Origin of the sequence: Mycolicibacterium peregrinum, from assembly GCF_001665625.1 — a bacterium.
Taxonomy (GTDB): Bacteria; Actinomycetota; Actinomycetes; order Mycobacteriales; family Mycobacteriaceae; genus Mycobacterium; species Mycobacterium peregrinum_B.
The window spans coordinates 58,350-81,460 of sequence record NZ_LZSY01000106.1 but is presented as its reverse complement, the minus strand read 5'-3'; the positions used below and the strand labels follow the sequence as shown (position 1 = coordinate 81,460).

27 protein-coding genes are annotated in these 23,111 nt (G+C 65.7%); 11 read left to right on the top strand and 16 right to left on the bottom strand.

From position 1 onward, the window contains the following. The 3 genes from A5779_RS15925 to A5779_RS15915 form a co-directional block, all read right to left on the bottom strand. Positions 1–1,364, bottom strand: a 1,364-nt coding sequence (locus tag A5779_RS15925; RefSeq protein ID WP_064883424.1) for an ABC-F family ATP-binding cassette domain-containing protein, incomplete at its 3' end; no start/stop codon positions are given. A gap of 24 nt (positions 1,365–1,388) precedes the next feature. Beyond that, the gene (locus A5779_RS15920) at positions 1,389–2,042 is read right to left on the bottom strand and encodes a response regulator transcription factor (RefSeq protein ID WP_064883457.1); all 654 of its coding nucleotides are present in this window, start codon (positions 2,040–2,042) and stop codon (positions 1,389–1,391) included. After that, complete coding sequence (locus tag A5779_RS15915; protein ID WP_064883422.1) at positions 2,039–3,340, bottom strand: sensor histidine kinase; 1,302 nt, start codon at positions 3,338–3,340, stop codon at positions 2,039–2,041. Before A5779_RS15915 ends, A5779_RS15920 begins: the two co-directional genes overlap by 4 nt. Positions 3,341–3,656: 316 nt before the next feature. Here A5779_RS15915 and A5779_RS15910 point away from each other — a divergent pair, with 316 nt between their 5' ends. Further along, positions 3,657–5,174 (top strand): serine hydrolase domain-containing protein, encoded by a 1,518-nt coding sequence (locus A5779_RS15910; RefSeq protein WP_082941707.1) that lies wholly within the window; start codon positions 3,657–3,659, stop codon positions 5,172–5,174. Here the strand turns inward: A5779_RS15910 and A5779_RS15905 are convergent. After that, the gene (locus A5779_RS15905; protein ID WP_207549083.1) at positions 5,171–5,530 is read right to left on the bottom strand and encodes a DUF2834 domain-containing protein; all 360 of its coding nucleotides are present in this window, start codon (positions 5,528–5,530) and stop codon (positions 5,171–5,173) included. The genes A5779_RS15910 and A5779_RS15905 overlap by 4 nt on opposite strands. A gap of 105 nt (positions 5,531–5,635) precedes the next feature. Here A5779_RS15905 and A5779_RS15900 point away from each other — a divergent pair, with 105 nt between their 5' ends. Both A5779_RS15900 and A5779_RS15895 read left to right on the top strand, forming a co-directional pair. Beyond that, positions 5,636–6,232 carry a TetR/AcrR family transcriptional regulator gene (locus tag A5779_RS15900; protein ID WP_055111709.1) on the top strand — a complete coding sequence of 199 codons (597 nt, stop codon included), beginning with the start codon at positions 5,636–5,638 and terminating at the stop codon, positions 6,230–6,232. Positions 6,233–6,267: 35 nt separating this feature from the next. Then, entirely contained in the window at positions 6,268–7,479 is a 1,212-nt protein-coding gene (locus A5779_RS15895) for an acyl-CoA dehydrogenase family protein (RefSeq protein ID WP_064883420.1), read from the top strand. Positions 7,480–7,489: 10 nt separating this feature from the next. On the opposite strand, the gene A5779_RS15890 is transcribed toward A5779_RS15895, so the two are convergent. Continuing rightward, positions 7,490–7,756: a YdeI/OmpD-associated family protein gene (locus tag A5779_RS15890; protein ID WP_055110863.1), complete on the bottom strand. Its 267-nt coding sequence runs from the start codon at positions 7,754–7,756 to the stop codon at positions 7,490–7,492. Positions 7,757–7,955: 199 nt separating this feature from the next. Here A5779_RS15890 and A5779_RS15885 point away from each other — a divergent pair, with 199 nt between their 5' ends. Beyond that, the gene (locus A5779_RS15885; protein ID WP_064883418.1) at positions 7,956–8,624 is read left to right on the top strand and encodes an SDR family oxidoreductase; all 669 of its coding nucleotides are present in this window, start codon (positions 7,956–7,958) and stop codon (positions 8,622–8,624) included. A 21-nt stretch (positions 8,625–8,645) separates the two neighbouring features. Here the strand turns inward: A5779_RS15885 and A5779_RS15880 are convergent, their stop codons facing one another. The 3 genes from A5779_RS15880 to A5779_RS15875 form a co-directional block, all read right to left on the bottom strand. Continuing rightward, on the bottom strand, positions 8,646–9,740 hold the full coding sequence (locus tag A5779_RS15880; protein ID WP_064883417.1) for a tartrate dehydrogenase: 1,095 nt from the start codon (positions 9,738–9,740) through the stop codon (positions 8,646–8,648). 82 nt (positions 9,741–9,822) lie between these two features. Next, the gene (locus A5779_RS33575; protein WP_110777365.1) at positions 9,823–9,990 is read right to left on the bottom strand and encodes a hypothetical protein; all 168 of its coding nucleotides are present in this window, start codon (positions 9,988–9,990) and stop codon (positions 9,823–9,825) included. Between the two features lie 192 nt (positions 9,991–10,182). Then, positions 10,183–10,926, bottom strand: coding sequence for a helix-turn-helix transcriptional regulator (locus tag A5779_RS15875; protein WP_064883416.1), 744 nt, complete (start codon positions 10,924–10,926; stop codon positions 10,183–10,185). Between the two features lie 109 nt (positions 10,927–11,035). Between A5779_RS15875 and A5779_RS15870 the strand changes: the two genes are divergently transcribed. Together A5779_RS15870 and A5779_RS15865 are read left to right on the top strand one after the other, a co-directional pair. Beyond that, positions 11,036–12,199, top strand: a complete 1,164-nt coding sequence (locus tag A5779_RS15870; protein WP_064883414.1) for an LLM class flavin-dependent oxidoreductase — start codon at positions 11,036–11,038, stop codon at positions 12,197–12,199. Between the two features lie 154 nt (positions 12,200–12,353). Continuing rightward, positions 12,354–12,905 carry a VOC family protein gene (locus A5779_RS15865; RefSeq protein WP_064883412.1) on the top strand — a complete coding sequence of 184 codons (552 nt, stop codon included), beginning with the start codon at positions 12,354–12,356 and terminating at the stop codon, positions 12,903–12,905. A 9-nt stretch (positions 12,906–12,914) separates the two neighbouring features. Here A5779_RS15865 and A5779_RS15860 read toward each other — a convergent pair whose 3' ends face one another. Continuing rightward, positions 12,915–14,078 (bottom strand): aromatic ring-hydroxylating oxygenase subunit alpha, encoded by a 1,164-nt coding sequence (locus A5779_RS15860; protein WP_064883410.1) that lies wholly within the window; start codon positions 14,076–14,078, stop codon positions 12,915–12,917. A gap of 69 nt (positions 14,079–14,147) precedes the next feature. On the opposite strand from A5779_RS15860, the gene A5779_RS15855 reads away from it, so the two are divergent. After that, positions 14,148–14,768, top strand: a complete 621-nt coding sequence (locus tag A5779_RS15855) for a TetR/AcrR family transcriptional regulator (protein WP_064883408.1) — start codon at positions 14,148–14,150, stop codon at positions 14,766–14,768. Here A5779_RS15855 and A5779_RS35035 read toward each other — a convergent pair. After that, positions 14,744–15,247, bottom strand: coding sequence for a hypothetical protein (locus A5779_RS35035; RefSeq protein ID WP_236734784.1), 504 nt, complete (start codon positions 15,245–15,247; stop codon positions 14,744–14,746). The two genes, A5779_RS15855 and A5779_RS35035, sit on opposite strands and share 25 nt — an antisense overlap. Positions 15,248–15,695: 448 nt before the next feature. Here A5779_RS35035 and thiD point away from each other — a divergent pair, with 448 nt between their 5' ends. Beyond that, positions 15,696–16,502: a bifunctional hydroxymethylpyrimidine kinase/phosphomethylpyrimidine kinase gene (gene thiD / locus A5779_RS15845; RefSeq protein ID WP_064883406.1), complete on the top strand. Its 807-nt coding sequence runs from the start codon at positions 15,696–15,698 to the stop codon at positions 16,500–16,502. A gap of 6 nt (positions 16,503–16,508) precedes the next feature. Here the strand turns inward: thiD and A5779_RS15840 are convergent, their stop codons facing one another. The 3 genes from A5779_RS15840 to A5779_RS15830 all read right to left on the bottom strand — a co-directional run bounded on the left by A5779_RS15840 (position 16,509) and on the right by A5779_RS15830 (position 18,584). Further along, positions 16,509–17,390, bottom strand: a complete 882-nt coding sequence (locus A5779_RS15840; protein WP_064883404.1) for a TIGR03620 family F420-dependent LLM class oxidoreductase — start codon at positions 17,388–17,390, stop codon at positions 16,509–16,511. Between the two features lie 189 nt (positions 17,391–17,579). Next, positions 17,580–17,864 (bottom strand): hypothetical protein, encoded by a 285-nt coding sequence (locus A5779_RS15835; protein ID WP_131811652.1) that lies wholly within the window; start codon positions 17,862–17,864, stop codon positions 17,580–17,582. A gap of 96 nt (positions 17,865–17,960) precedes the next feature. Further along, entirely contained in the window at positions 17,961–18,584 is a 624-nt protein-coding gene (locus A5779_RS15830; protein ID WP_236734782.1) for a TetR/AcrR family transcriptional regulator, read from the bottom strand. A gap of 74 nt (positions 18,585–18,658) precedes the next feature. Here A5779_RS15830 and A5779_RS15825 point away from each other — a divergent pair, with 74 nt between their 5' ends. Then, on the top strand, positions 18,659–19,597 hold the full coding sequence (locus tag A5779_RS15825) for an SMP-30/gluconolactonase/LRE family protein (RefSeq protein WP_064883400.1): 939 nt from the start codon (positions 18,659–18,661) through the stop codon (positions 19,595–19,597). Here the strand turns inward: A5779_RS15825 and A5779_RS15820 are convergent. Continuing rightward, positions 19,590–19,991, bottom strand: coding sequence for a RidA family protein (locus tag A5779_RS15820; RefSeq protein ID WP_064883398.1), 402 nt, complete (start codon positions 19,989–19,991; stop codon positions 19,590–19,592). The two genes, A5779_RS15825 and A5779_RS15820, sit on opposite strands and share 8 nt — an antisense overlap. 61 nt (positions 19,992–20,052) lie before the next feature. Beyond that, positions 20,053–20,535 (bottom strand): VOC family protein, encoded by a 483-nt coding sequence (locus tag A5779_RS15815; protein ID WP_064883396.1) that lies wholly within the window; start codon positions 20,533–20,535, stop codon positions 20,053–20,055. Positions 20,536–20,612: 77 nt separating this feature from the next. On the opposite strand from A5779_RS15815, the gene A5779_RS15810 reads away from it, so the two are divergent. Continuing rightward, positions 20,613–21,392, top strand: coding sequence for an SDR family NAD(P)-dependent oxidoreductase (locus tag A5779_RS15810; RefSeq protein WP_064883394.1), 780 nt, complete (start codon positions 20,613–20,615; stop codon positions 21,390–21,392). An 86-nt stretch (positions 21,393–21,478) separates the two neighbouring features. Next, complete coding sequence (locus tag A5779_RS15805) at positions 21,479–22,108, top strand: hypothetical protein (protein WP_064883392.1); 630 nt, start codon at positions 21,479–21,481, stop codon at positions 22,106–22,108. A gap of 6 nt (positions 22,109–22,114) precedes the next feature. On the opposite strand, the gene A5779_RS15800 is transcribed toward A5779_RS15805, so the two are convergent. Continuing rightward, the gene (locus A5779_RS15800; protein WP_064883449.1) at positions 22,115–23,092 is read right to left on the bottom strand and encodes a glycoside hydrolase family 6 protein; all 978 of its coding nucleotides are present in this window, start codon (positions 23,090–23,092) and stop codon (positions 22,115–22,117) included. Positions 23,093–23,111: the final 19 nt, after the last annotated feature.

The following is a 23,111-nucleotide window of genomic DNA, read 5'->3' as shown; positions in this document are numbered from 1 at the left end:
GTCCGCACATCGGCCGTCGACCAGTCCGGCAGCTGCTGCTCGAAGCGGTCCACGAGTCGCGCGGTGCCGGTGAAGTCAGCACGGGCCTGGTCGATCTCGCCGATGGCGACGCTGGCGCCCAGGCCGGCGCGACCCTCATCGGGCTGTCGACGCCCCAGCAGCAGCCGCAGCAATGTCGACTTCCCGGCCCCGTTGGCGCCGGTGATACCGATCCGTTCGCCGGCGTCAACCTGCAGCGACACCGGACCCAGCACGAAATCACCCTGCCGCACAACGGTATTGTCGAGGGTCGCGACGACGGAGCTCGACCGCGGCGCAGCACCGATGGTGAACTGCAGGGTCCATTCCTTCCGGGGTTCCTCGACCTCCTCGAGGCGGGCGATCCGGCTCTCCATCTGACGCACCTTCTGCGCCTGCTTTTCGCTGGACTCGGTGGCCGCGCGTCGACGGATCTTGTCGTTGTCCGGTGACTTGCGCATCGCGTTACGGGTGCCCTGGCTCGACCACTCACGCTGGGTGCGGGCGCGGGCCACCAGGTCGGCCTTCTTCTCGGCGAACTCCTCGTACTGTTCGCGCCGGTGCCGGCGACCGACCTCACGCTCCTCCAGATAGCTTTCGTACCCACCGCCGAAAACGGTGGTGGTGTTCTGCGCCAGATCCAACTCGAGCACGCGAGTCACGCTGCGGGCGAGGAACTCCCGATCGTGACTCACCAGCACCACACCTCCACGAAGTTCCCTGACGAACTGCTCGAGCCGGGCGAGGCCGTCGAGGTCCAGATCGTTGGTCGGCTCATCGAGGAGCACGATGTCGAACCGCGACAACAGCAGTGCCGCCAACCCCACCCGCGCCGCCTGCCCACCGGACAGCGCGGTCATCGGCGTCGAGTCTGGTCGCACGGCATCGGTGTCCAGTCCGAGATCGGCCAGCACGGCCGGCAGTCGTTCGTCGAGGTCGGCGGCACCCGTGGCGAGCCAGTGATCCAGCGCGGCCGAGTAGGCAGCGGCCGGATCCTCCTCGGCGGGGTTCGGGTCCGCCAGTGCCGCGGCCGCGGCATCCATGGCCTGCGTGGCTTCGGTGCAGCCCGTACGGCGCGCGATGTAGGCCGCGACAGTCTCCCCCGGTATGCGCTCGTGTTCCTGCGGCAGCCATCCGACGAACGCATCGGCCGGCGCGACGGTGACCGTGCCGTCGAGCGGCTCGAGATCCCCGGCCAGGATCCGCAGCAGCGTGCTCTTGCCGGCGCCGTTGACGCCGACCACCCCGATCACATCACCCGGCGCCACGGTCAGGTCAACCCCCTCGAACAGGGTGCGATGGGCGAAACCGCCGGCCACATTCTTCGCGACAAGCGTTGCGGTCATGGCCCTATCGTCGCATCACCGTGGTCACGGCCCCCAGCCGCGCAGATACGTCAGCACCGCGCGTACCCGACGGTGCTGTTCACCGTCGATCGGCAGGCCGAGTTTGGCGAAGATACTGCTGATGTGCTTCTCCACCGCACCCGCGCTGACGACCAGGGTGCGGGCGATGTTCGCGTTGGACCGTCCCTCGGCCATCAGCCCGAGCACTTCTTGTTCGCGCGCAGTCATCTGTCGCAGCGGGTCGTCGCGTCGGCGTCGGACCAGTAACTGGGCCACCACATCGGGGTCGAGCACCGTGCCACCGGACGCCACCCGCTGCACCGCATCGAGGAAGTCGGCGATCGCCACGACCCTGTCCTTGAGGAGATAGCCGATCGCGCCGGCGCCGTCCGCCAGCAGGTCGTCGGCGTAGGACACCTCGACGTACTGGGACAGCACGAGAACTGGCGATCGGGCCACCCGTCGCCGGGCTTCCACTGCGGCACGCAGGCCCTCGTCGGTGTGAGACGGCGGCATCCGGACGTCGACCACGGAGACGTCCGGCCTGTGTTGTTCGATCGCCTGGACCAGCGACGGGCCATCGCCGACCGCGGCAACCACGTCGTGGCCGTTCTCGTTCAGCAACCGGATGAGGCCTTCCCGCAGGAGGACCGCATCGTCGGCTACCACCACTCTCAACACAACAGTTCCACCCCGATCGTGGTTGGCCCACCGGCGGGACTCACCACGCTCAGCGTGCCACCGCCGGCCCGAATCCGATCGGCCAGACCCGCCAGGCCGTGGCCCTTGGCCACGTGAGCACCGCCGTCACCGTCGTCGACGATCTCGACGCGCACACCGCCGGGACCGTGTGCGACCGTGACCCAACAGTTCTGTGCACCACTGTGTTTGGCGACATTGGTCAGCGCTTCGGCCACCGCGAAGTAGGCGGTGGTCTCCACCGCGGCGTCGAGCCTTCCCGCCGGCTCGCCCAGGGCGGAGTCGACCGCGAGCTCGACCGGGATGGTGCACCGCGCAGCCAGTGCGGCCAGCGCGCTGGGCAGTCCACGGTCGGTGAGTACCGGCGGGGCGATACCGCGGGACAGCGCACGCAACTCGTTCAGCGTGTCCTGCGTCTGACTGATCGCCTCGTCGAGGGTGTCGCGCAGCGGCCCCGGATCACCATCCAGGTGCTGGCGCGCGCGGCCCAGATCCATCGCGAGGCGGATGAGCCGCTGCTGCGGTCCGTCGTGAATGTCGCGTTCCAGCCGGCGCAGGGCGGTGGCCTCGGCGGAGGCGGCCGCGGCCTTCTGTTCCGTCAGCACGGTGATCGTCTGACGCAGCTCGGCCACACCGGTCAACAGGGCTCGGCTGAAGCCCGCTTGGAGCACGGCGCACCCGCGCACCACGAGCGGGAGGCTGATCAGACAGACCAGACCGATCGCGGTCTGGAAGGCGATCCGGGCAAAAGCGCTGTCGCCGAGCCCGATCAGCTGGGCAAGCGAGGTGTTGTCGGGGCTGCGCGGGATGCTCCAGTCCCACAGAACGGTCAACGTGCCGGCGATCGCCGAAGCCCACCAGCTGATCACGATGGTGAACGTGAGCACCGCGACCGGAAAGCAGAGAATGCCGTACACGAGGTCAAGCCAGAACTGGCCCTGGGTGAGTGGGGCGAGGATCCGCTTCCAGATGCCCACAGCCGGCGGCGCCGCCCGGTAAACCGGCCGGCTGCGGGGCCTACGCAGCACGGCCGGAAAGCGAAGTCGCTCGATATCGGCGAACAAGCGCGCCACGAACAGGGTGCCGACGAGAATCAGCAGGCCGACACCGATGACCAACGTCCCGATCCCCGCGGACAGTCCGGTCACCAGAACACTGAAACTCACTGTGGCGAGCGGAAATCCGAGCAATACATACCCGCTGTCCACGCCGAGCTGCCGAAGGCGGCCGACTCGTTGGGGCTGCGCCGTGTTCCTCGACAGGGTCCCGCTGGTCATGGGCTCGACGCTACGCATCTGTCGGATCCGCCCCCATCCGGCGCGCCTGCGTGTCCGGGGTAGGGCTGTCCCCACCCTCGCGGTAGTAGGACATCGGGCTGTCTGCACCGCGGGCTCTGCGATTCCTCCGATGGTGTTGCCCGCTGAGCACTGTGGCGAACGTGCAGCCTTCTGTCTGATCTTTGGTGCCTCGCCACAAGAACCTGCACGTTCGTCACAGTGCGCCGCGAACATGTTGGGGTGCGAAGGCGCGGCGTGTTTCAACGCCCAACTTCCTCGCACTGTCCACCGCCCGGCTACCGTCGATCCGGTGGCAATGTCACGGTCGCGTCTTGCTCGGCTCTGCACCGCCGGAACCGTCGTGTTCACGATCGCGGCGGTCACATCGTGCGGGCCGTCGACGCGTCCACCGGCAGCCAGTTCCACGTCGACGACGACTACGCAGGCACCCATCGCCCCACCACCCACGACGGCCGCCGTTGTTCCCACCGGTGACTTCACCCCGGTGGTCCAGCTCATCGACGACGCGATCGCGGCACCTCGAATGCCCGGAGCGGTGGTCCAGGTCGGGCACGGCGGAAACATCGTCTTTCGTCAGGCTTTCGGTTCACGCAAGCTGGCCGGCGAACCGGGGCTGGACGGGGCACCTGCCCCCGCCGAACCGATGACCGAGGACACGATCTTCGATCTGGCCTCGCTGTCGAAGTGCCTCACGACGGCTGTTGCCATCCTGCAGCTCTACGAACAGGGACGGGTTCAACTCGACGAACCCGTGCAGACCTACCTGCCCGACTTCAACCCCGCCAACGACCCACGCCGTGCGCGGGTGACGGTGCGCATGTTGCTCACCCATACGTCGGGCATCGCGGGAGATCTGAGCCTGGACGGGCCGTGGGGACTGGACAAGCCCGACAAGGCCGAGGGCATCCACCGTGCCCTCGGAGCGTGGGTGGTGTTCGAGCCCGGGGAGCGGTTTCACTACTCCGACATCGGCTTCATCATCCTCGGTGCACTCCTCGAGAAGATCACCGGTGAAACCGAGGACACCTACATTCAGAAGAATGTGTTCGCACCGCTCGCGATGACGGACACCCGCTATCTCCCGGTCACCAAAGCATGTGGCCCGCACCAGGTTCGGGGAACTGCCATAACGCTCGATCCGCATGCACCCAAAGTTGGCGACTGCCCGGCCGGTACGTGGAACACCGATCTTCTGGCGCGCGTCGCTCCCACGGCGCTCGACGAGGACACCCCGGGCCTCAATCCGGACTTCGGTCACCCGTTGCGCGGCACCGTGCACGATCCGACGGCCCGCCGCATGGGCGGAGTTGCCGGCAGCGCCGGGGTGTTCTCGACGGTGAACGATGTCGGCCGGTTCGCGCAGGCGCTGCTCGACCGCCTCGCCGGCCGGCCGAGTGCGTTTCCGCTGAAGCAGTCCACGCTGGCATTGATGACGACCCCCCAGCAGCCGGGGCACAACTCGGCTCAGGTCGAGACTGCCAACAACGCCACCCGCGAAGCGGTCGAGAACACCCCTAACGCAACACATCCCCTGCTCGCACCGCACTATCCCGCCATTGCCGGGCAAGACCTCCGCGGATTCGGTTGGGATATCGACACGGAGCAGTCCCGCCCGCGAGGCATGGTGTTTCCGGTCGGCAGCTTCGGGCACACCGGCTTCACGGGAGTGACGCTGTGGATGGATCCGGGGTCGGACACCTACGTCGTCGTCCTCGGGAACGTGATCCATCAGCGCGGTGCCCCGCCCATGGCCGGGCTGAGCGGTGAAGTGGCCACACTGACCGGCCGGGCCCTACATCTGTACGGGACCTAGCTTGCGACGACCCGCCCCTGCGCCAGCACCAACTGCCGCCGAATCAGGAACAACGGAAACGCCACGCTCACGGCGACAAGCACACTGAGCACGATGTAGATCCACACCTTCGGGATCCCGATCCGACGAGCCTCCACGACCATGAACACGAATGCCGCCAACCCGAACAGCAGCAGGTCATTGGTGAGTGAGGACGACCCGTAGTTGGCGTAGCCACTCTGGAAGAAGTCGATCGTGCTCGTGCTTTCGGTGGTGAAGAAGCGGATGTTGTTCCACCAGGTGGCGACCAGGGCCACCACGGCGATCACGGCATAGACGCCGCACAGAATCTTGTCGTTTCTCGTCAGCTCCGCCATCGTCACGCCTCCCCGTCCTAACGATCAGTCCAGGTCAACCTATCGATCCGGCGGGCACAAGGGGCCTGTTTGCACCCCAAATTGGTGAGTGAGTACTCTCTCACCATGTCATCTGGACGTGACCGGCTCCTGGCCACAGCACTGAAGCTGTTCGCTGCCAAGGGGTACGCCGCCACGTCGGTGGCCCACATACAGCAGGCCGCCGGCCTGGCACCGGGGTCGGGTGCGCTCTACAAGCACTTCGGCTCCAAGCGGGAACTGCTCGAGTCCGCGGTCTCACACCGCATCGACGCGATCGTCAGTGCCCGGGAGCAGTACGACGCGGGCCACCCGAAGACCACCGAAGAGGCGGTTCGCAGCGCCGGGCAATTGATCTGGGCCAACCTGACCCAGAGCGAGGAACTGCTGCGGGTCATGCTGCGGGAGCCCGACGAGCTCGGTGACCTCGACGAGAAGACGTGGCAGGTCATCACCGACAACGCCTATCAACGATTCGCCGACGAACTGGCCGCGTCGAATCGCTCGGGCCGCACCCAGATCCCCGATCCCGAGGCCACCGCGGCCGTCGCGATCTCCGCACTGTCCTATGCCGCGACGCTGCAGGCGCTGACCAAACGCTCGCCGGGCAACGTCGACAACGATCGCTTCTTCGAGGCCTGGGTGACCCAGACCGTCAGCGTGATCGAACAACACCGCTCGTAAACCCACTGAACACCAACATATTTCAGGAGCAAACCGTGACGTTCTCCATGCAACTGAGCGACGACGTGATCGAGGTCCGCGACTGGGTGCACCAGTTCGCGGCCGAGGTGGTGCGTCCGGCCGCCGCGGAATGGGACGAGCGCGAGGAGACCCCGTGGCCCGTCATCCAGGAGGCTGCCAAGGTCGGGCTGTATTCGCCCGAGTTGTTCGCCCAGCAGGCCGGCGAACCCACCGGCCTCGGCATGCTGACCGTGTTCGAGGAGCTTTTCTGGGGTGACGCCGGCATCGCCCTGTCGATCCTCGGTACCGGGCTGGCCGCAGCGGCATTGGCGGGCAACGGCACTCCCGAACAGCTGGGCCGCTGGCTGCCCGAGATGTTCGGCACCGCCGACGCCCCCCACCTGGGTGCGTTCTGCTCGTCCGAACCCGACGCGGGATCCGACGTCGGCGCCATCCGCACCCGCGCCCGCTTCGACGAGGCGACCCGCGAGTGGGTGCTCAACGGCACCAAAACCTGGGCCACCAACGGCGGGATCGCCAACGTCCACATCGTGGTCGCCTCGGTCTACCCCGAACTCGGTTCCCGCGGCCAGGCCACGTTCATCATCCCGCCGGACACCCACGGCTTCACGCAGGGCCAGAAGTTCAAGAAGCACGGCATTCGCGCCTCTCACACCGCCGAGGTGGTGCTCGACAACGTCCGCCTGTCCGAGGATCTGATCCTGGGCGGTCGGGAGAAGTTCGAGGAGCGCATCGCCCGCGTGAAGTCGGGCGCATCGGCCGGCGGCCAGGCAGCGATGAAGACCTTCGAGCGCACGCGGCCCACAGTGGGTGCGATGGCGGTCGGCGTGGCCCGCGCCGCGTACGAATATGCGCTCGACTACGCCTGCCAGCGTGAGCAGTTCGGCCGCAAGATCGGCGAGTTCCAGGCCGTGGCCTTCAAGCTCGCCGACATGAAGAGCCGTATCGACGCCGCCCGGATGCTGGTGTGGCGTGCCGGCTGGATGGCCCGCAACAACCAGGCATTCGACAACGCCGAGGGCTCGATGGCCAAGCTGGTGGCCAGCGAGACAGCGGTCTACGTGACCGATGAGGCCATCCAGATCCTCGGTGGCAACGGCTACACGCGCGACTACCCGGTCGAGCGGATGCACCGCGACGCCAAGATCTTCACGATCTTCGAAGGCACCAGCGAGATCCAGCGTCTGGTGATCTCCCGGGCCATCACCGGCCTGTCGATCCGGTAGGCAGCAGCGGCTACTTGCCGGTGCGCTCGCGGTGCTTGCACCCGGGCCAGCAGCAGGGGCGCCGCTGCCCCTCCTCCAACTCCTCCTGCGTCCGGCGGATCCGTCGCTCGCGCGTCACCTGCTGCTTGGCATCCTCGACCCAGCAGATGAACTCGTTGCGCGCGAGCGGCGTGATGTCCCGCCACGCCTCCAGCGCTGTGGCATTTCCGATCAGCGCCTCACGCAGGTCTGTCGGCAACTTGTGCACGACCCCGCCAGGCACCCGTTGGCCAGTCACTCCGCCAGGTTATGCCTCGCGGCTCAGCAACACAGTTGCGACACGACATTGCCCTTACCGTGACCTTAGAAGCGCCTTATTTTTCTTAGAGTTGGTGTACGGTGGGTTCCCAGGGGCGGTTGTGAGCACGGCCACACCGTGTAATCGCAGGTCAGAATTTCCCGACCAGCCGCCTCGCAGTGACGGAAAGGAACCCGACATGCAGCCTGCAGCAGCCACCCGGATCGCTCTTGTCACCGGTGCATCGCGGGGTATCGGCGCCGACGTCGCACAGCAGCTCGCCGGCCCGGACACCCACGTCGTCGTCAACTACCGCGAGAAGGCCAAACGCGCCCACACGGTCGTCGACGCCATCCGACGCGCGGGCGGCCGCGCCTCCACTCTTGGGGCCGACATCACCGACGAGGCTGCCGCCGCCGCGATGATCGAGCGCGTGGGCCGCGAGTTCGGCCGCCTCGACGTCCTGGTGCTCAACGCGTCGACCGGGCTGCAGCTTGGCACCGATCCGGGCTACGCGATGCGGCTGAACCGCGATGCCCAACGCCGGCTGGCCAAGCTGGCGCTGCCACTGATGCCGGCGGGCGGTCAGATCGTGTTCGTCACCAGCCATCAGGCCCACTTCTACCCGAACAAGGCCGTGCCGAAGGGCTACGCGGCGACCGCCGCGAGCAAGCGCGCCGGCGAGACCGCCCTCTATGCCATGCGTTCGGAATTCGACCGGCGGGGAATTGATTTCACCGTGGTCTCCGGTGAGGTGATGTCAGACCGCGAGTTGGCGACGACCATCGCTCGGGCCGCGTCCGCGCCGTACCCGTCCGGGATCGTCTACGCCGGTGGGCCCGACTTTCTGTGCCAGATGTCGGCCTGACAAATAACAGATCGCTCAAACCTACTGCGAGCCAGCAGCATTCGCCTGCAACTGATCGCGGACCGCGTCCCCCAATGCGCTCGTAGTCGCGGTTCCACCCATGTCGGGGGTCAGGATGTCGCCTCCGCGGGCCAGCACATCTTCGACGGCTTTCAGGATCGCCGCTGCGGCGTCCGGTTCACCCAGGTGGTCGAGCATCAATGACGCGCTCCAGATCTGCCCGATGGGATTGGCGATACCACGTCCGGCGATGTCGGGCGCGGAGCCGTGAACCGGTTCGAACAGACTCGGAAATCGCCGTTCCGGGTTGATGTTTCCGCTGGGAGCGATGCCGATGGTGCCGGTGCACGCAGGCCCCAGGTCGGACAGGATGTCCCCGAAGAGGTTGCTCGCGACGACGACGTCGAACCAGTCGGGGTGTAGAACGAAGTTCGCCGCGAGGATGTCGATGTGGAACTTGTCCACCTCGATGTCGGGAAACCGCTCACTCATCTGCTCGACGCGCTCGTCCCAGTACGGCATCGTGATCGAGATACCGTTGCTCTTCGTCGCCGAGGTCAGGTGCCTGTCGGGCCGGCGTTGGGCAAGCTCGAACGCATACTTGAGGATCCGGTCGACGCCGACCCTCGTCATCACCGTCTCTTGCACCACCGTCTCGCGGTCCGTGCCCTCGAACATCCTGCCGCCGATACTCGAGTACTCGCCCTCGGTGTTCTCCCGTACGACAACGAAGTCGACGTCGCCGGGCCCTCGGCCGGCCAGCGGACTTCGCACCCCCGGCATCAATTTGACGGGCCGCAGGTTGACGTACTGGTCGAAGTGCCGACGGAACTGCAGGAGGCTGCCCCACAGCGAAATATGGTCGGGGACAACGTCCGGCCAGCCGACGGCGCCGAAGAACAGCGCGTCGAACCTACTCAGTTCGTCGAACCACCCGTCGGGCAGCATGGCGCCGGTGTCGCTGTAGTACTCCGCGCAGGCGTAATCGAACTGCTCATAGGCGATGGCGAAATCAAAGGCGGCCGCCGCCGACTCCAGCACCTTGAGTCCCTCGGGGACCACTTCCTTACCGATACCGTCGCCCGGGATCACCGCAAGCCGGTGGGTGGTGGTCATTCCGCCACCTTACGTTTTGGCGGTTGGCCGCCAACGAAAGCGAGGGGCACCCGGTGTGGGTGCCCCTCGCTCGTGTCGGGTGTCAGCGGCCGTTGCCGAACGTCGATGTGACGACACCGCTGCTCGCATGCTGTTGGATGTCATGCACCCACTGGTGATGGGTGATGTCCGCCTGCGCCGGGGCCGCCAGGCCGACGATGGCGGCGGCGAAACCGGTGGCGATCATGCTCGCAAAACCAAACTTCTTCATGTCGAAGCCCTTCGTTCTGGGCGTTCGAGCCGTGGCGTGAGTGTCGCGGTTCGGACGTCTCGTCCACCGGTTCGGGGAATTCCTACCCGGTCTGGCTGTCATAACGCACTGGTCAGAGCGGTTAATTCCGCTGGCAGAAATTGACCGGCGGTTGGCAGCAATGGCCAACTCATGACGGGTCCGGGCAGGACGTCAGCGCATCGCGGCCAGTACCGCAAGCTCGGTACGGGTCCGGCAGCCCGTCGTCGCCAGCGCCCGGCTGACGTACTTCTTGACGGTGTCCTCGGTCAGGCACAACGTCGTCGAGATCTGCGCGTTGGTCTGCCCGCGGGCCAACAACGCGACGACATCGCGCTGCCGCCGCGGCAGTTGCGCCAGTGGATCCACCCGGGCAGCGGGCATCAGCGGACGCGCCAGGCCGCGCAGACGCCGGCACAGTAACCGCAGCGCCGAGGCGTCCCGCGCATCGACCGCGTCCGGATCCGGATCGAACAGCCCGAGCAGACCGTGCGCAGCACCGCCGATCGGGAACGTGAACGCGTTGCACGACTGCAGTCCGGCCCGATGCAGAAACTGCTCGACGTAGGCGGCGGCCGACGCGGGCACAGCCAGCTCCCGCAGGCTGACCGACCCCGCCGTACGCAGCTGCTGCAACGCGATCGGGGTGGCGAAGACATCGTGCCCGCGCCATCTGGCCATGTAATCGTCCAGCAGCGCATTCTCGTAGTCGGTGGTGATGGGAGCGGTATCCGCGAACGCGCCCGCCACGGTCGGCCCGGCGAAGAATGTGACCCCGCGGACCTCGAACACTTCACTGATCGCGTCCACGACCGCCCGCCGGAATTCCGGGAAATCAGCCGCGTCGTCGCAGGCGTCGAGCACCGCGAACACCTTCTCGTAGTCTGCGACCTGCAGTTCGGCTGTGGCACGCCTCACCCGACGAGTAAACGACGACGGACGTCGAATTGTCCACCTTCGTGCACTGTTGGCGACGTCCCCGCGGGACTAGCTTTCTGGCAAGCACACTTCGCGGCAAGGAGGCCCCGTGTCCCGACTCCGGTTCGGTTATTTCATCGCCCCGTTCCACCGCCCGGGCATCAACCCCACGTTGGCGCTGCACCGGGATCTGGAGTTCGTCGAGCATCTCGACGCCCTCGGGTATGACGAGGTCTGGATCGGTGAGCACCACTCGGCGGGTAGCGAGATCATCAGCTCGCCCGAGGTGTTCATCGCCGCGGCGGCCGCCCGGGCCAAGCGGATCACGTTCGGCACCGGCGTGATCTCGCTGTCGTACCACAACCCGCTGTGGGCGGCCGACCGGTTGATGCTGCTCGACCACCTCACCCACGGCCGCATCATCGGCGGCGTCGGGCCGGGCTCTCTGCCCACCGACTCGGCCATGATCGGGCTGAACCCCACCGACACCCGCGAACTCCTGGAGACCAACCTCGACATCATGGTGCGTCTGCTCGCCGGAGAGACGGTGAGCGCCAAGACCGCCACGCACGAATTGTTCAATGCCAAACTGCAATTGGCTCCATACTCCGAGGGCGGGATCCCGCTGTCGGTCGCGGCCGTCGCGTCTCCGACCGGTGCGCGACTGGCCGGTAAGCACGGCATCGGGCTGCTGTCGATCGGCGCCACGCTGAGCGAGGCCGGTTTCGATGCGCTGGCCCATCACTGGAACATCGCCGAGGAGCGTGCCGCGGCGTTCGGCACCACGATCGACCGTCGCAACTGGTCGCTGGTCGGACCGTTCCACGTCGCCGAGACCGATGCGCAGGCCCGCGCCGAGGTCCGCTACGGCATCGAGGCGTGGTTCAACTACTTCCAGAAGGTCGCCGCCTTCCCGCAGATGACCATGCCGGGAGACACCATCGACGGGATGATCGACACGATCAACGAACGCGGCGCCGGCGTGATCGGAACGCCGGAACGGGCGCGCGCGCAGGTACAGCGACTCTGGGAGCAGTCCGGCGGTTTCGGATCCATGTTGCAGATGGCCGCGGACTGGGCCAATCCTGCCGCCACCCGCCGCTCGGCGGAACTGTTCGCCGAAGAGGTCATGCCGCACTTCCAGGGGCAGGCCCAGCCCACCCTGGACGCCGCAGCGCGTGCCGGGCAGGTGCGTGACGGGCTGGCGCAGTCTCAGATCGACGCGATCGCGCATATGGCGCAGAAGTACGAGGCGGAAAAGGCCGACAACTAAACAGGTTTGGCGAGGCTTCGGCGCGCCGTTTTCTACCCTTGGGCTGTTTCTCCGCAGGCATCGCGACCCAGAGGTGGAAAACGGTGCGCGCAGCCCCTTCACAGCGCGGCCTCCTAGTACTACATTCGGTAGTAGTCGACTCCCAGGGGGCAGGATGCGGTGGCGCGGCGTATGTCATGTCGAGTTCGCGGTCTTGGACTACGACGCATCGCTCAAGTTCTATGACGCGATGCTGGGCTGGCTGGGGTACAGCAGTTTCTCCTCGCTCAACATGGAGTACCAGTCCGTCTACTACATGACGCGATACCTCAACCCGCACAGCTACATCGGGATTCAGCCCGCATTCACCGGCGACAAGCTCACCCATACCGACCAGTCCGTCGGGATCAACCACATCGCGCTGTGGGCCCGAAACCGGAAGGAAGTGGACCACTTTCATCGCGAGTTCCTGATCGCCCGGGATATTCCCGTCACCGATGAACCCAAGGACTACCCCCAGTACTGGCCGGGCTATTACGCGGTGTTCTTCGACGACGCGATCAACGGAATCCACTGGGAACTGGCCTGGGTTCCGAAAGTTCCATCCCCGCGACAGCTGTGGGCGTTCTATCGAACCATCCGGGCCTTCGGGAAGCAGCGTCCCGACCTGGCGAACTCGGTGCCCGGCATCACTTTGCAGGCGCGACGGACGCTGCCAGGAAAGTGACTGCCGGACTCACGCCAGCGCCACACCCAATTCCTGTGCGAACACCTTGATCATGTGCTGAACCGCAATTTCGTTGCGGCCGATGATCATATGGTCGTGCTGACCGTGCCGGACTCCCTGCCCGCACTGCGGCAGCATGGCGAAATCCTCGTCGCGCACCGCAGCGTGAACTCCTTCGTAGACCGCGTCATAGCCGGCCCGCATGTCATCAGTCGTGGCCGGGACCCGGCCCATCCAGCTGTGCCGGACCGTGCAGCGGGTGGGCTCCCCCTCTGGCAGCATGTCGATGATCTCCACGCCGACCGGGCTGTTGGCCAGGATGAGGTTGGGATACACCCAGTAGATGACACCCATGTTGGCCGACGGGTCGAATGTGCCACTCGGATCATCGGAGAGATTCTTGATCCAGTTGAACGGGAAGCCGATTCGGTGATGCTTGCCGAATTCGTCGTAGATGGCGGTGTTCGGCAGGGTGTTCTGCCCGATCAGGCTCTCGCCGTGGACGAACGGGAAGTGGTAGCCCTCCGCGAACGCCTCGAGCGCTCCTTTCCACGAAACTTCCGAGGAGAACTCGCGGTCGGTGTGATAGCCATAGGTCTCGTAGTTCCATTGCGCCAGTTCGGGACCGAGCGAGCCCAGGTGAGCGTCGAGGTCGATGGTCGCGTCTGCGGTCAGCACGGCCCAGACAAAGCCGTGGCGCTCCTCGGACGGCAGCTCCACCAGTCCGTATTCGGCGGGATCCATCGTGTCGAAGCCGGCCTTGCCCGGCACCATGAACAGCTCACCGGTGTTGCGGTAGGTCCAAGCGTGATAGGGACAGACGAATCGTGACGCGTTGCCCGATCCGCAGGCCGGCATCGCACCGCGGTGGCGGCAGTAGTTGAGGAACACGTGGCTCGCCCCGGTGCGGTCCCGGGTGACCAGCAATGAGTCCCCTAGCACGGAGCGGACGACGAAGTCGTTCTTCTCGGCGATCTGAGCCGACGGCACGATCGCCAGTGGGACCCGGCGCAAGATCTGGGATTCCTCGATCTCGGTGATCTTCGGGTCGCGGTAGTAGTGCAGGGGCACCTTCAGCACCCGGTCTGCCATATCCGTCGTCCCCTCGACGGCATGCCGCAAAGCGCGACGGGTCAGTTCTTCATCGGTGCTGCTCACCGGGCCGACAGTCATGACCTGACCATACAGTGACTGTGAACTGTATTGTCAAGATCCGAACGCCAATCGTGCGACGATCAACGGATGCGCAGGCACGGCTGGTCGGGAGACATTCCCGCCGACGACGACGAAGCCGTCCGCCGCATCATCGGTGCGGCCCGGCAGGCGATCGACGCGCGCGGCACCGTGAGCGTGTCCGAAGTGGCCCAGGCACTCGGGGTGACGCGCCAGACGATCTACCGCTACTTCCCCACGCTGGAGAGCCTCATGGCCGCCACCGCCGTGTCGTCGGTGGACGGCTTCCTCGATCGCCTGGCCGAGCAGCTGGGCTCGATCACCGACCCCAGCGAAGCCGTCGTCGAAGGCATCGCCTACACGGCGGAGCAGATTCCGCACGACCGATATCTCAGCCTGGTGCTGCAACCCGGCAAGGCCAGCGCGTTCACGGCAGGAGTTACCTCCGACCTTGCCATCGAATTCGGCAAGTCGATTCTGCGCCGGTTCGACATCGATTGGGCCACAGTAGGATTCGACGGAGATGCACTCGATCAGCTGGTCGAATTCATGCTGAGGATCCTGCAGTCGTTCATCATCGATCCGGGTGGACCGGCGCGCCACGACAAAGGACTGCGTACCTACCTTCGTGACTGGGTGGCGCCGGCGGTGTCGGCCCGTGCGACCTACCCGTCGTCGCCGGCCCCGTGATTGGGATTGGTGCAAATGGTGCCCTCGCACGGCACATCTGAGCCGTCCCCGTTCGGGTTGGGCATCACCGCTCCGCCGTTCTCATCCGGGTTGTCACCGGCCCCGTGGTTCGGATTGGTGCAAATGGTGCCCTCACACGGCACGTCCGACCCGTCACCGTTGGGATTGGGCATCACCGCCCCGCCGTTCTCATCCGGGTTGTCACCGGCCCCGTGATTCGGATTGGTGCAGATCGTGCCCTCACACGGCACCATCGAGCCGTCCCCATTCGGGTTCGGCATCATCGGCTGAGTGGTTTGACCAGGTCCGGGCGCCGGCGCGGTACCCGGAGATTTGACCGGCCCATGCTGACTGGAAGTGGACTCGGCAGGGACGGGACTGGTGGTCGGGGCCTGATCAGTCGACGAGCTGCTGCATGCGGCGGCCCCAAAGACCGCCAGTGCAGCCGCGGCTGCGGCCATACATTGCACGAGCTTCATGACGGCGACGGTATCAGCTAACTACACAGCACACTGCCAGTTCTGGGTAAACGACCAAATTCGAAACCAAAAGGAAGCTTTCACAACTTAATTCAGGCTTCGATCGGACGGGAACACGCCGCGACCTGGCATATACAGCAATTATGAGATCCCGACAGGGATCTGGGCCTCGCCGCGCGAGACAACAGGCGGTCACCCGCCACGCTTGCGAAAAACTATTGAATTGTCAACAACCTTCGGACCTGAAACGCCCATCAAGGACGCGGACGCTGTGACCAATCACCTTGGGTCGCAACATGGAACATCGTCTGCCCAACTGCAGCCGTGGCGCTACGGTGCCAGCGTGATCTGGGCGGCGGTTTTCCCACCTCTCCTGCACTCAGCAACGCACCCGGATATCCGCTGGGTTAATGTCGGATGTCCGTAGCGCAGGCGTACGCTCACCCACGTGGTCGACCTCTCGTATGTCATCGCCGGATCCGAAGCCACCGGCGGCGCCGGCCTGCAAGCCGACCTGCGCACGTTTCAGGAGTTCGGCACCTACGGCGTGGGCACCGCGACCTGCATCGTGTCGTTCGACCCCAAGGCAGACTGGGGCCACCGGTTCGTCCCTGTCGACCCACAGGTCATCGCCGATCAGATCGAGGCGGCGACGTCGGCGTACAACCTCGATGTCGTCAAGATCGGCATGCTCGGCACCCCCGCGACCATCGACATCGTCGCGGAGGCTCTCGCCCAGCAACCGTGGCGGCACATCGTTGTCGACCCAGTCCTGATCTGCAAAGGGCAAGAGCCCGGCGCTGCACTCGACACCGACACCGCTCTGCGCAGCCAGATCCTGCCGCTGGCGACGGTCACCACGCCGAACCTATTCGAGGCGCGCACCCTCGCCGGGATGGACGACATCTCTTCCATCGACGACCTCCTCGAGGCAGCCCGGCGCATTGCCGACCTCGGACCCACGTACGTCCTGGTGAAGGGCGGGGTCGAATTTCCCGGCGACGACGCGGTCGATGTTCTCTTCGACGGCACGGACGCCGAGGTTCTGCGTGCGCCGAAGGTCGGCGACGCCCGGGTCGCCGGTGCGGGATGCACGTTGGCGGCAGCGATCACCGCCGCGCTGGCCAAGGGATCCAGCGTCCCGGAGGCGGTGCGCCTGGCCAAGGACTTCACCACAGCCGGAATCGTCGACCGGATCAGCGGCAATGCACCGTTCGACACGGTATGGCAGGGCGCTGGCCGCACACCTCGCTGATACCGCTCAGCTGGGCGCGATGTCCAACGCCCCGGCCAGGGACTCATAGATCCTGAACGTGTCCTCGTCGTAAACCTGGAGCAGAACCTCCGGCATCTGCGGGTGCGGCGCCGAGTGCTCACCCACCACCTGGATCTGCACGTGATTCGCCCCAGCCGCCAAATGTGCACGCAATCCCCGCGCAACTGTCGCCGTGTCACCATGCACGGCGAGCTGGTCGATCAACCGGTCGCTGCCGTCGCCGGACAGATCGTCATCCGTGAAGCCGAGTCGCCGTAAATTGTTGGTGTAGTTGACCAATCCGAGGTACGGATGCTTGATCCGTGGACGGGCGAGAGCGCGCGCCCGTTCGGGGTCCGACTCGAGAACCACCTTCTGCTCGGGCGCCAGTATCCGCTGAGACCCCAGCGCCGCCCGCGCACGGCGGGAGTGTTCGGGAGTGACGAGGTACGGAACCGAGCCGGCCGCCCGCTCGGTCGCCAGCGCCAGCATCTTGGAACCCAGTGCGGCCAGCATCCGCTTCTCGTGGGGAACACCGTGCTCATCAAGAGCATCAAGAAACCCGTTCAGGGCAGCCATCGGGGTGCGGTAATTGCCAACCTGTTCAGGGTGTCCCACCCCGAGGCCCAGCAGCAGGCGGTCCGGGTATGACCGCTGGATACGCCGATACGCTGCTGCCAACACGGCCGCATCACCGCGGTAGATGTTGTAGATGCTGCTGGCCACCACCAAATGGTCCGTGGCGCCGAGCAGTTCATCGAGTCCCGACAGATCAGGTTCCGGACCACCCAGCCACAGCGTCGTGTAGCCCAGGCCTTCGATCCGCTTTGCCATCTCAGGTGTTGTGGCATACGCCGGTTGCCAGACACCGAATTCACCGAGATTCACTGCACACCTCCAGTCACGCGTCGTTTCGTCACGAGCGTGCCTCGCGAAAATTGGACCAGCAAGTCCAAACTGCCTTCACCAAACTCGAGGGTGTGATCAGTCGAGGTCGACGGCCAGGCCCTATCCTTGGAGCATGGACTGCGCCGGCCCAGTAGCGCCGCCGCCTGGCCGTCATCGGCGACTGGAGGCTCAGGCGGAAGGAAACCTGAAGATGAGGGCGTCGAGCAGGCGCCTCACCTCGTTGAGTCGCGTACGCACCGCGGCCTGATGATGGAGCGCCCCCGGCCGACCGTCCGTGACGCGCGCGTTGATCCGCTCCAATTGCGTTTGCAGGTCGACCATTTCATCCTCAAGAAGGGCGATGAACGCCTGCGCCTGACGCACGTCGGCGCTGGCCCGTGGAGCCCGGTTCACCACCGGTGATGGCGCGGCCACCGGCCGAAGCCAGAGTGGATCAACAGCGTCTGCGGTCATCGTCCTACCGTCGCAGCGCCCCTCGGCGATCCAGTTTCCCGGCAGTATCCGTCCGGTAAGGAGCCGTTCACACTGTCGTCAGGCTGTGTGTGAGTTCTACCCGAGCAGCGCACTGGCAATGTCGGCGAAGTGCTTTCGCACCGAGGTTTCGTCCATGTCGAGGATGAGCTGCGAGATTGCCCCGTCGTAGACCGTGACCAGCGCCCGCGCCATTTCGGCCGGCGTGGGTAGCGACGCCGGAAGATCCGGCGCCCGATCACGGATGTGGTCGGCGAGTATATGAGTGAAGTCCTCGCGCATCTGCGACCGTGCTGTGGCGAGTTCCAGCTGCACGTCAGGGCGGCGGGCCGCGTACAGGACGAAGTCCGTGTTGATCAGTAGCCAGTCCCGGTCGATGGGCAGACCCTGCGACCAGGCCTGGATCGTGGCCTCGACCGTGTCACCCGGTTCGGCGGCCAGGAATCTGATGGTGTGCTCGGCAAACCCGCGCGACTGTTCGCGATAGAGAGCCAGGAACAACTCGTCAAGAGTGCCGAAGTTCGAGTAGAAGGCGCCCTTGGTATAGCCCGAGGCTTGGCAGATGTCATCGATCCTGGTACGCCCGAACCCTTTTGAGGCAAACACCGAGAATGCAGCATCCAGCAGCCGCTGACGGGTCTCGACGCGTCGGCGCGTCATCGGCCGTGACTGTTCGACCGATCGATCGTCGTCCTTCTCCACGGATTCATGATACCTTTTGGCATCCGATACTAAAAGGTATCAAACTCAGCGTGAGATGACTGAGGGGTGAGTTGATGCTGCAGAAGGCAATTGGCGCCGTGGCAGGTGCCGTCGCGACCCTGTTCGTGGCGGCCATACCAATCGCATGCGCAACGCCTGGCGCCGATGCGCGTACTGGCGCATGCCAGCGCTGGCAGATGACCACGGTGGCCAGCGGACTGGGCGCTCTGGAGAACCTCGAACCGGACGGCCGCGGCGGGTTCTACGTGAGCGCGATCAACGACGGTCGACTACTTCACGTCGATGACGAGGGAAACAGCAGCACAGTGCTGTCAGGTCTCGATCATCCAGCGGGCCTGCGACTTTCAGGGAATGACCTGTACTTCCTGACCGGAAACAATCCCGGCACGTCGCGCGGAACTTTGCAACGACTGGACGTGACAGCCGGTCAATCGACGACGCTGCTCACCGGGCTGCCCTCACCGAATGGCCTGCTGTTCCTGCCGGACGGCGATCTGATCTTCTCGCAATTGACCGTCCCTCCGCGGGGCATCGACCGCTACGACCCCACCACCGGACGCCACACGAAATCCTGGTCCAGCACCCCGTTGCCCAACGGGCTGGCACTGACCCCCGACCGCACCGCGCTGTATACCGAGAACTCGGCCCTGTCAACGGTTTTGCGGCTCCCCCTCGACAAGCCGAACGCCACCTCGACCGTGGCGCGGTTACCCGGGCTGATTGCCGGCTCCGACGACATGCAGGCCACCCGCGACGGAACGTTGTACGTAGCCGGAGATACCGCGGGCGAGGTCTACGCGGTGAACACGGACACCGGCCGCATCTGCACGATAGCCAAAGGGCTCAGCCAACTTTCCCTGCCGCCCAACGGACCGACCTCGGTGCGGGTGGGCCCGGGCCCCGACGGCAATGCTTTGTATGTCACGGCCATCGACGGCAAACTGCGGCGGCTGCAACCCCCGGCCGGGACCGACCTCACGCCGGTCACTTGACCGGCGGCACCGCGATCGCCTCGATCTCGACGAGTTGATCAGGGTACCCGAGGACTGCCACGCCCAACAGCGTGCTCGGCGGCCGATGGTCGGCGAAAGCCGACACCACCTCGCTCCACGCCACTGCGAGATCGTCACGTTGACCACTGGCGACGTAAATCGTCGTCTTCGCCACGTCGCACAACTGGGCACCACACTCCTGCAAGGTAATCCGGAGATTGCCCATCGCCTGGCGGGCCTGGGCGGCGACATCGCCGGGAGCAACGACCTGCCCCTGATCATCGAGTGGGCAGGCGCCCGCGGTGAAGATCATGCCGCTTGCAGGTGCGATCGCCGCGTAGGCGTAGGGCACGCCCGAGAACAACCGAGAACCACGCACCAACTCGATGGCCATGCCCCAGTGTGGCAGGCCGCCTTACCCTCGGTGGGGTGGATGTGTACGAAGCAGGTGACTGTTAGCTTTCTGCACTGAGGTCTGCGCCGCGATGCATTTCATAGCTGCTGCGGGCGCCACCGGGAAACTCGACGAATTCCACCGCGGTGCCGTCGGGGTCGTTGACGAAGAACATCCGGACCCGGTCGATCGGGAAGGGCTCCTGAACAGGCTGGAAGCCCGCGTCGATCACGGCGCGGTAGGTGGCGTCGAGATCGGTGACCGACAATGCGATGTTCTGATTGCCGACGATGCCTCGTTTCCCGGGTCCAGGCGGGGTCGACGACCCGAGGCTGAGCAGTTCGAGCATGACTCCGCCCACGACTCCCCCGACCACACGACCCTCTTGCCGGCGGGACGAGTGCAGGACCGCATCAAACGGCTCACCCGAAATCAACTGGTCGAACACCACATCCATGCCCAACAGGCCACGGTAGAAACCGAGGGCCCGGTCCATGTCGGTCACGCCGACGACCAGATGGCAGAAACGTAGGTCACTCAACATGGTTCCTCGACTTCCTCGTCAGCGCTTGATCATATGAGTTAGCGTGCCAAATCTGGCCGAATCCGAAAGGCAGGTCCATGTCCACCTACAGCCATCCGCACTCACTGGACGGCCACGTCGCGATCGTCACCGGAGCCGCCCGCGGTGTCGGCAAAGGCATCGCGACCGCGTTGTTGTCCCGTGGGGCGCGCGTATTGGTGACCGACATCCTCGACGAGGTATTGGCAAACACCACAGCGGAATTCACCGACGCCGGATTCGAGGTGGCATCGGTGGTTGCGGACCTACGTGACGCCGACAGCGCCCAGCGCATCGTCGACGCGGCACTCGAGGCGTTCGGCACGGTGAACGGACTGGTCAACAATGCCGTCGCCAGCGCCGGACCCATCCCGTTCGTCGACATTCCCGCCGAGGAATACGAGCGCGTCCACGACACGGGGCCGCGGGCGACGTTCCGGCTGATGCAGGCGGTCCACCCGGTCATGGTCAACGGTGGCGGTGGATCCATCGTCAACCTCGGCTCCGCCGCGGGCACCGTCGGCACACACTCGTTCGGCGCGTACGCCGGCGCCAAAGAAGCGATTCGCGGCATGTCCAAGGTTGCCGCCCTCGAATGGGGCGTCGACGGGATCCGCGTCAACGTGGTCTGCCCGCTTGCCGAGACGGACGGCTTGAAAGTGTTGCGCGACATGGCGCCCAAACAGTACGAGGCGGTCGTCAGGAGCACCTCGCTCAAACGAATCGGCGACCCCACCGACGACATCGGGGCGGTCGTGGCCTTCCTGATCGGTGACGATTCCACCTATCTCACCGGGCAGACCCTGCTCGTCGACGGGGGAGCCGGTTCCTTCCGCTAGTTGCCGAACCCGGCCACATCGCGGGGTCACCCTTGTAGCTTCGGAATTGGAGACCGAAAAACACGAGCGAACAAGGAGGAAGACCAATGACGAATCGTTCAGGAAGTGCGTTCTCCCGACGCACGTTCATCCGCGGCGCCGCATTCACGGTGCCCGTAGTCGGCGCTGCGGTGCTTGCACCAAGTGCCCTGGCGGCACCACAGGAATGCGGTGATCCATCCGGCAAGGTCGGCAATTGCGCGGCTCAGCTGCCACAGGAGTTCACCTCGACCAGCTTCAGCACGACGGCCATCGCCGGCGGGACCAACTACTCGATCCTGTTCAGCACGAACATCAGGCGCGGCCCGCTCATCCCGTCCGGCACCACCGGCTATCGCATCAGAAGCGTCAGTGTGTCCGGCACCAAGCTCGACGGCGCCCCGTTCTACCTGACGCCGGGGATCGGTGAGGTCGGCCCGCGGTTGCTCAACGCCCGGTCCGGGTCGTCCTTGGGCTTCGCCCTCGATGTGCCGTGGGACGCGAACCAGCTCGTGCGCTCGTTCCTGTACACCTACGACGTCGAGTTCCTCACCGGACTGACAGTCAATCAGACCTGCCGCTACACGACGACGATGACGCTGCGCGACAACGGCATGACCCTCGGCGGTGTCGGCTCGGTCGACTTCACCACGCCGATGCTCGCTGAGTGCGAGGCGGAGGCTCCCCCGCCCCAGTAGTCCGCTCTACCCGTGCGCCTTGCGGACCAGGTCGATGGCGTACTGATTGACGAAGGTGCCCGCGGCGGCCTCGCCGGTACCGCATGCGCCGTCGGACTCACCGGGACGCTTCACCCACAGGAACGCGTCGACGTTGCCGTTCCCGGTCGCCGTGGTCGGCGCCGCGCCGAGGGCCCGTCCGCTCGGGTTGCACCAGTACATCTCGCCTTCGGCCGGTCCGGCACCGTTGCGCGAGGTGTCGATGACGTAGGGCTTGCCGCCAGTCTGGCCCGAAATCGCGTCGCCGTAACCGATTTCCTCTTCGGTGGTGAAGAAGTTCGCGGTGTTGAGGCTGAATCCGCGCGCCTTGGCGACGCCGACGCGGTTGAGCCTGTTGGCCATCTCGTCGGCGGCCGTCCATCGGGAGTGCCCCGCATCGACGTACACCGCGGTGCCCGGATTGCGGGTCAGCGTGTCCACCGCGTAGCTCATCAGGTTGTAGCGCTCCTCGCGCTGATCGCCCGACAGGCAGTCCGCCATGGCGAGTGCGTCGGGTTCGAGGATGACCGCGGCCGGCCCACCGCCGATGGCGGCGGCGACACCGTCGATCCAGCCCTTGTAGGCAGCGGCCGACCCGAAACCGCCCGCGGCGTAGCTCCCGCAGTCGCGATGCGGGATGCCGTAGAGCGCCAGGATCGGCATGGTGCCTGCGGCCTGCGCCGCCGCGATGTACTTGGCGTCCACCGCGGGGCTGGAGACGTTGTCCATCCAGTACGCGGTGGGGGTGTTGGCGATCGCCTGCAGTTCAGGGCTCGGGTTGCCCTGCGCGGCGCGCGCGGCCTTCGACGAGGGGTTGACGTAGAACGAGTGCCCCTCGAGCGGGTTGCCGTCGCTGGCCAGACGGACCGTCGGCCCCGGAGCAGTGGCGAGGCCCGCGGCGACCACCGAGGCGACTGTCAGGAAGGGAGCGATCGACCGCGCGACTGCGCCAACGGCTGAGGACATCACCTCAGGGAAAGTAATG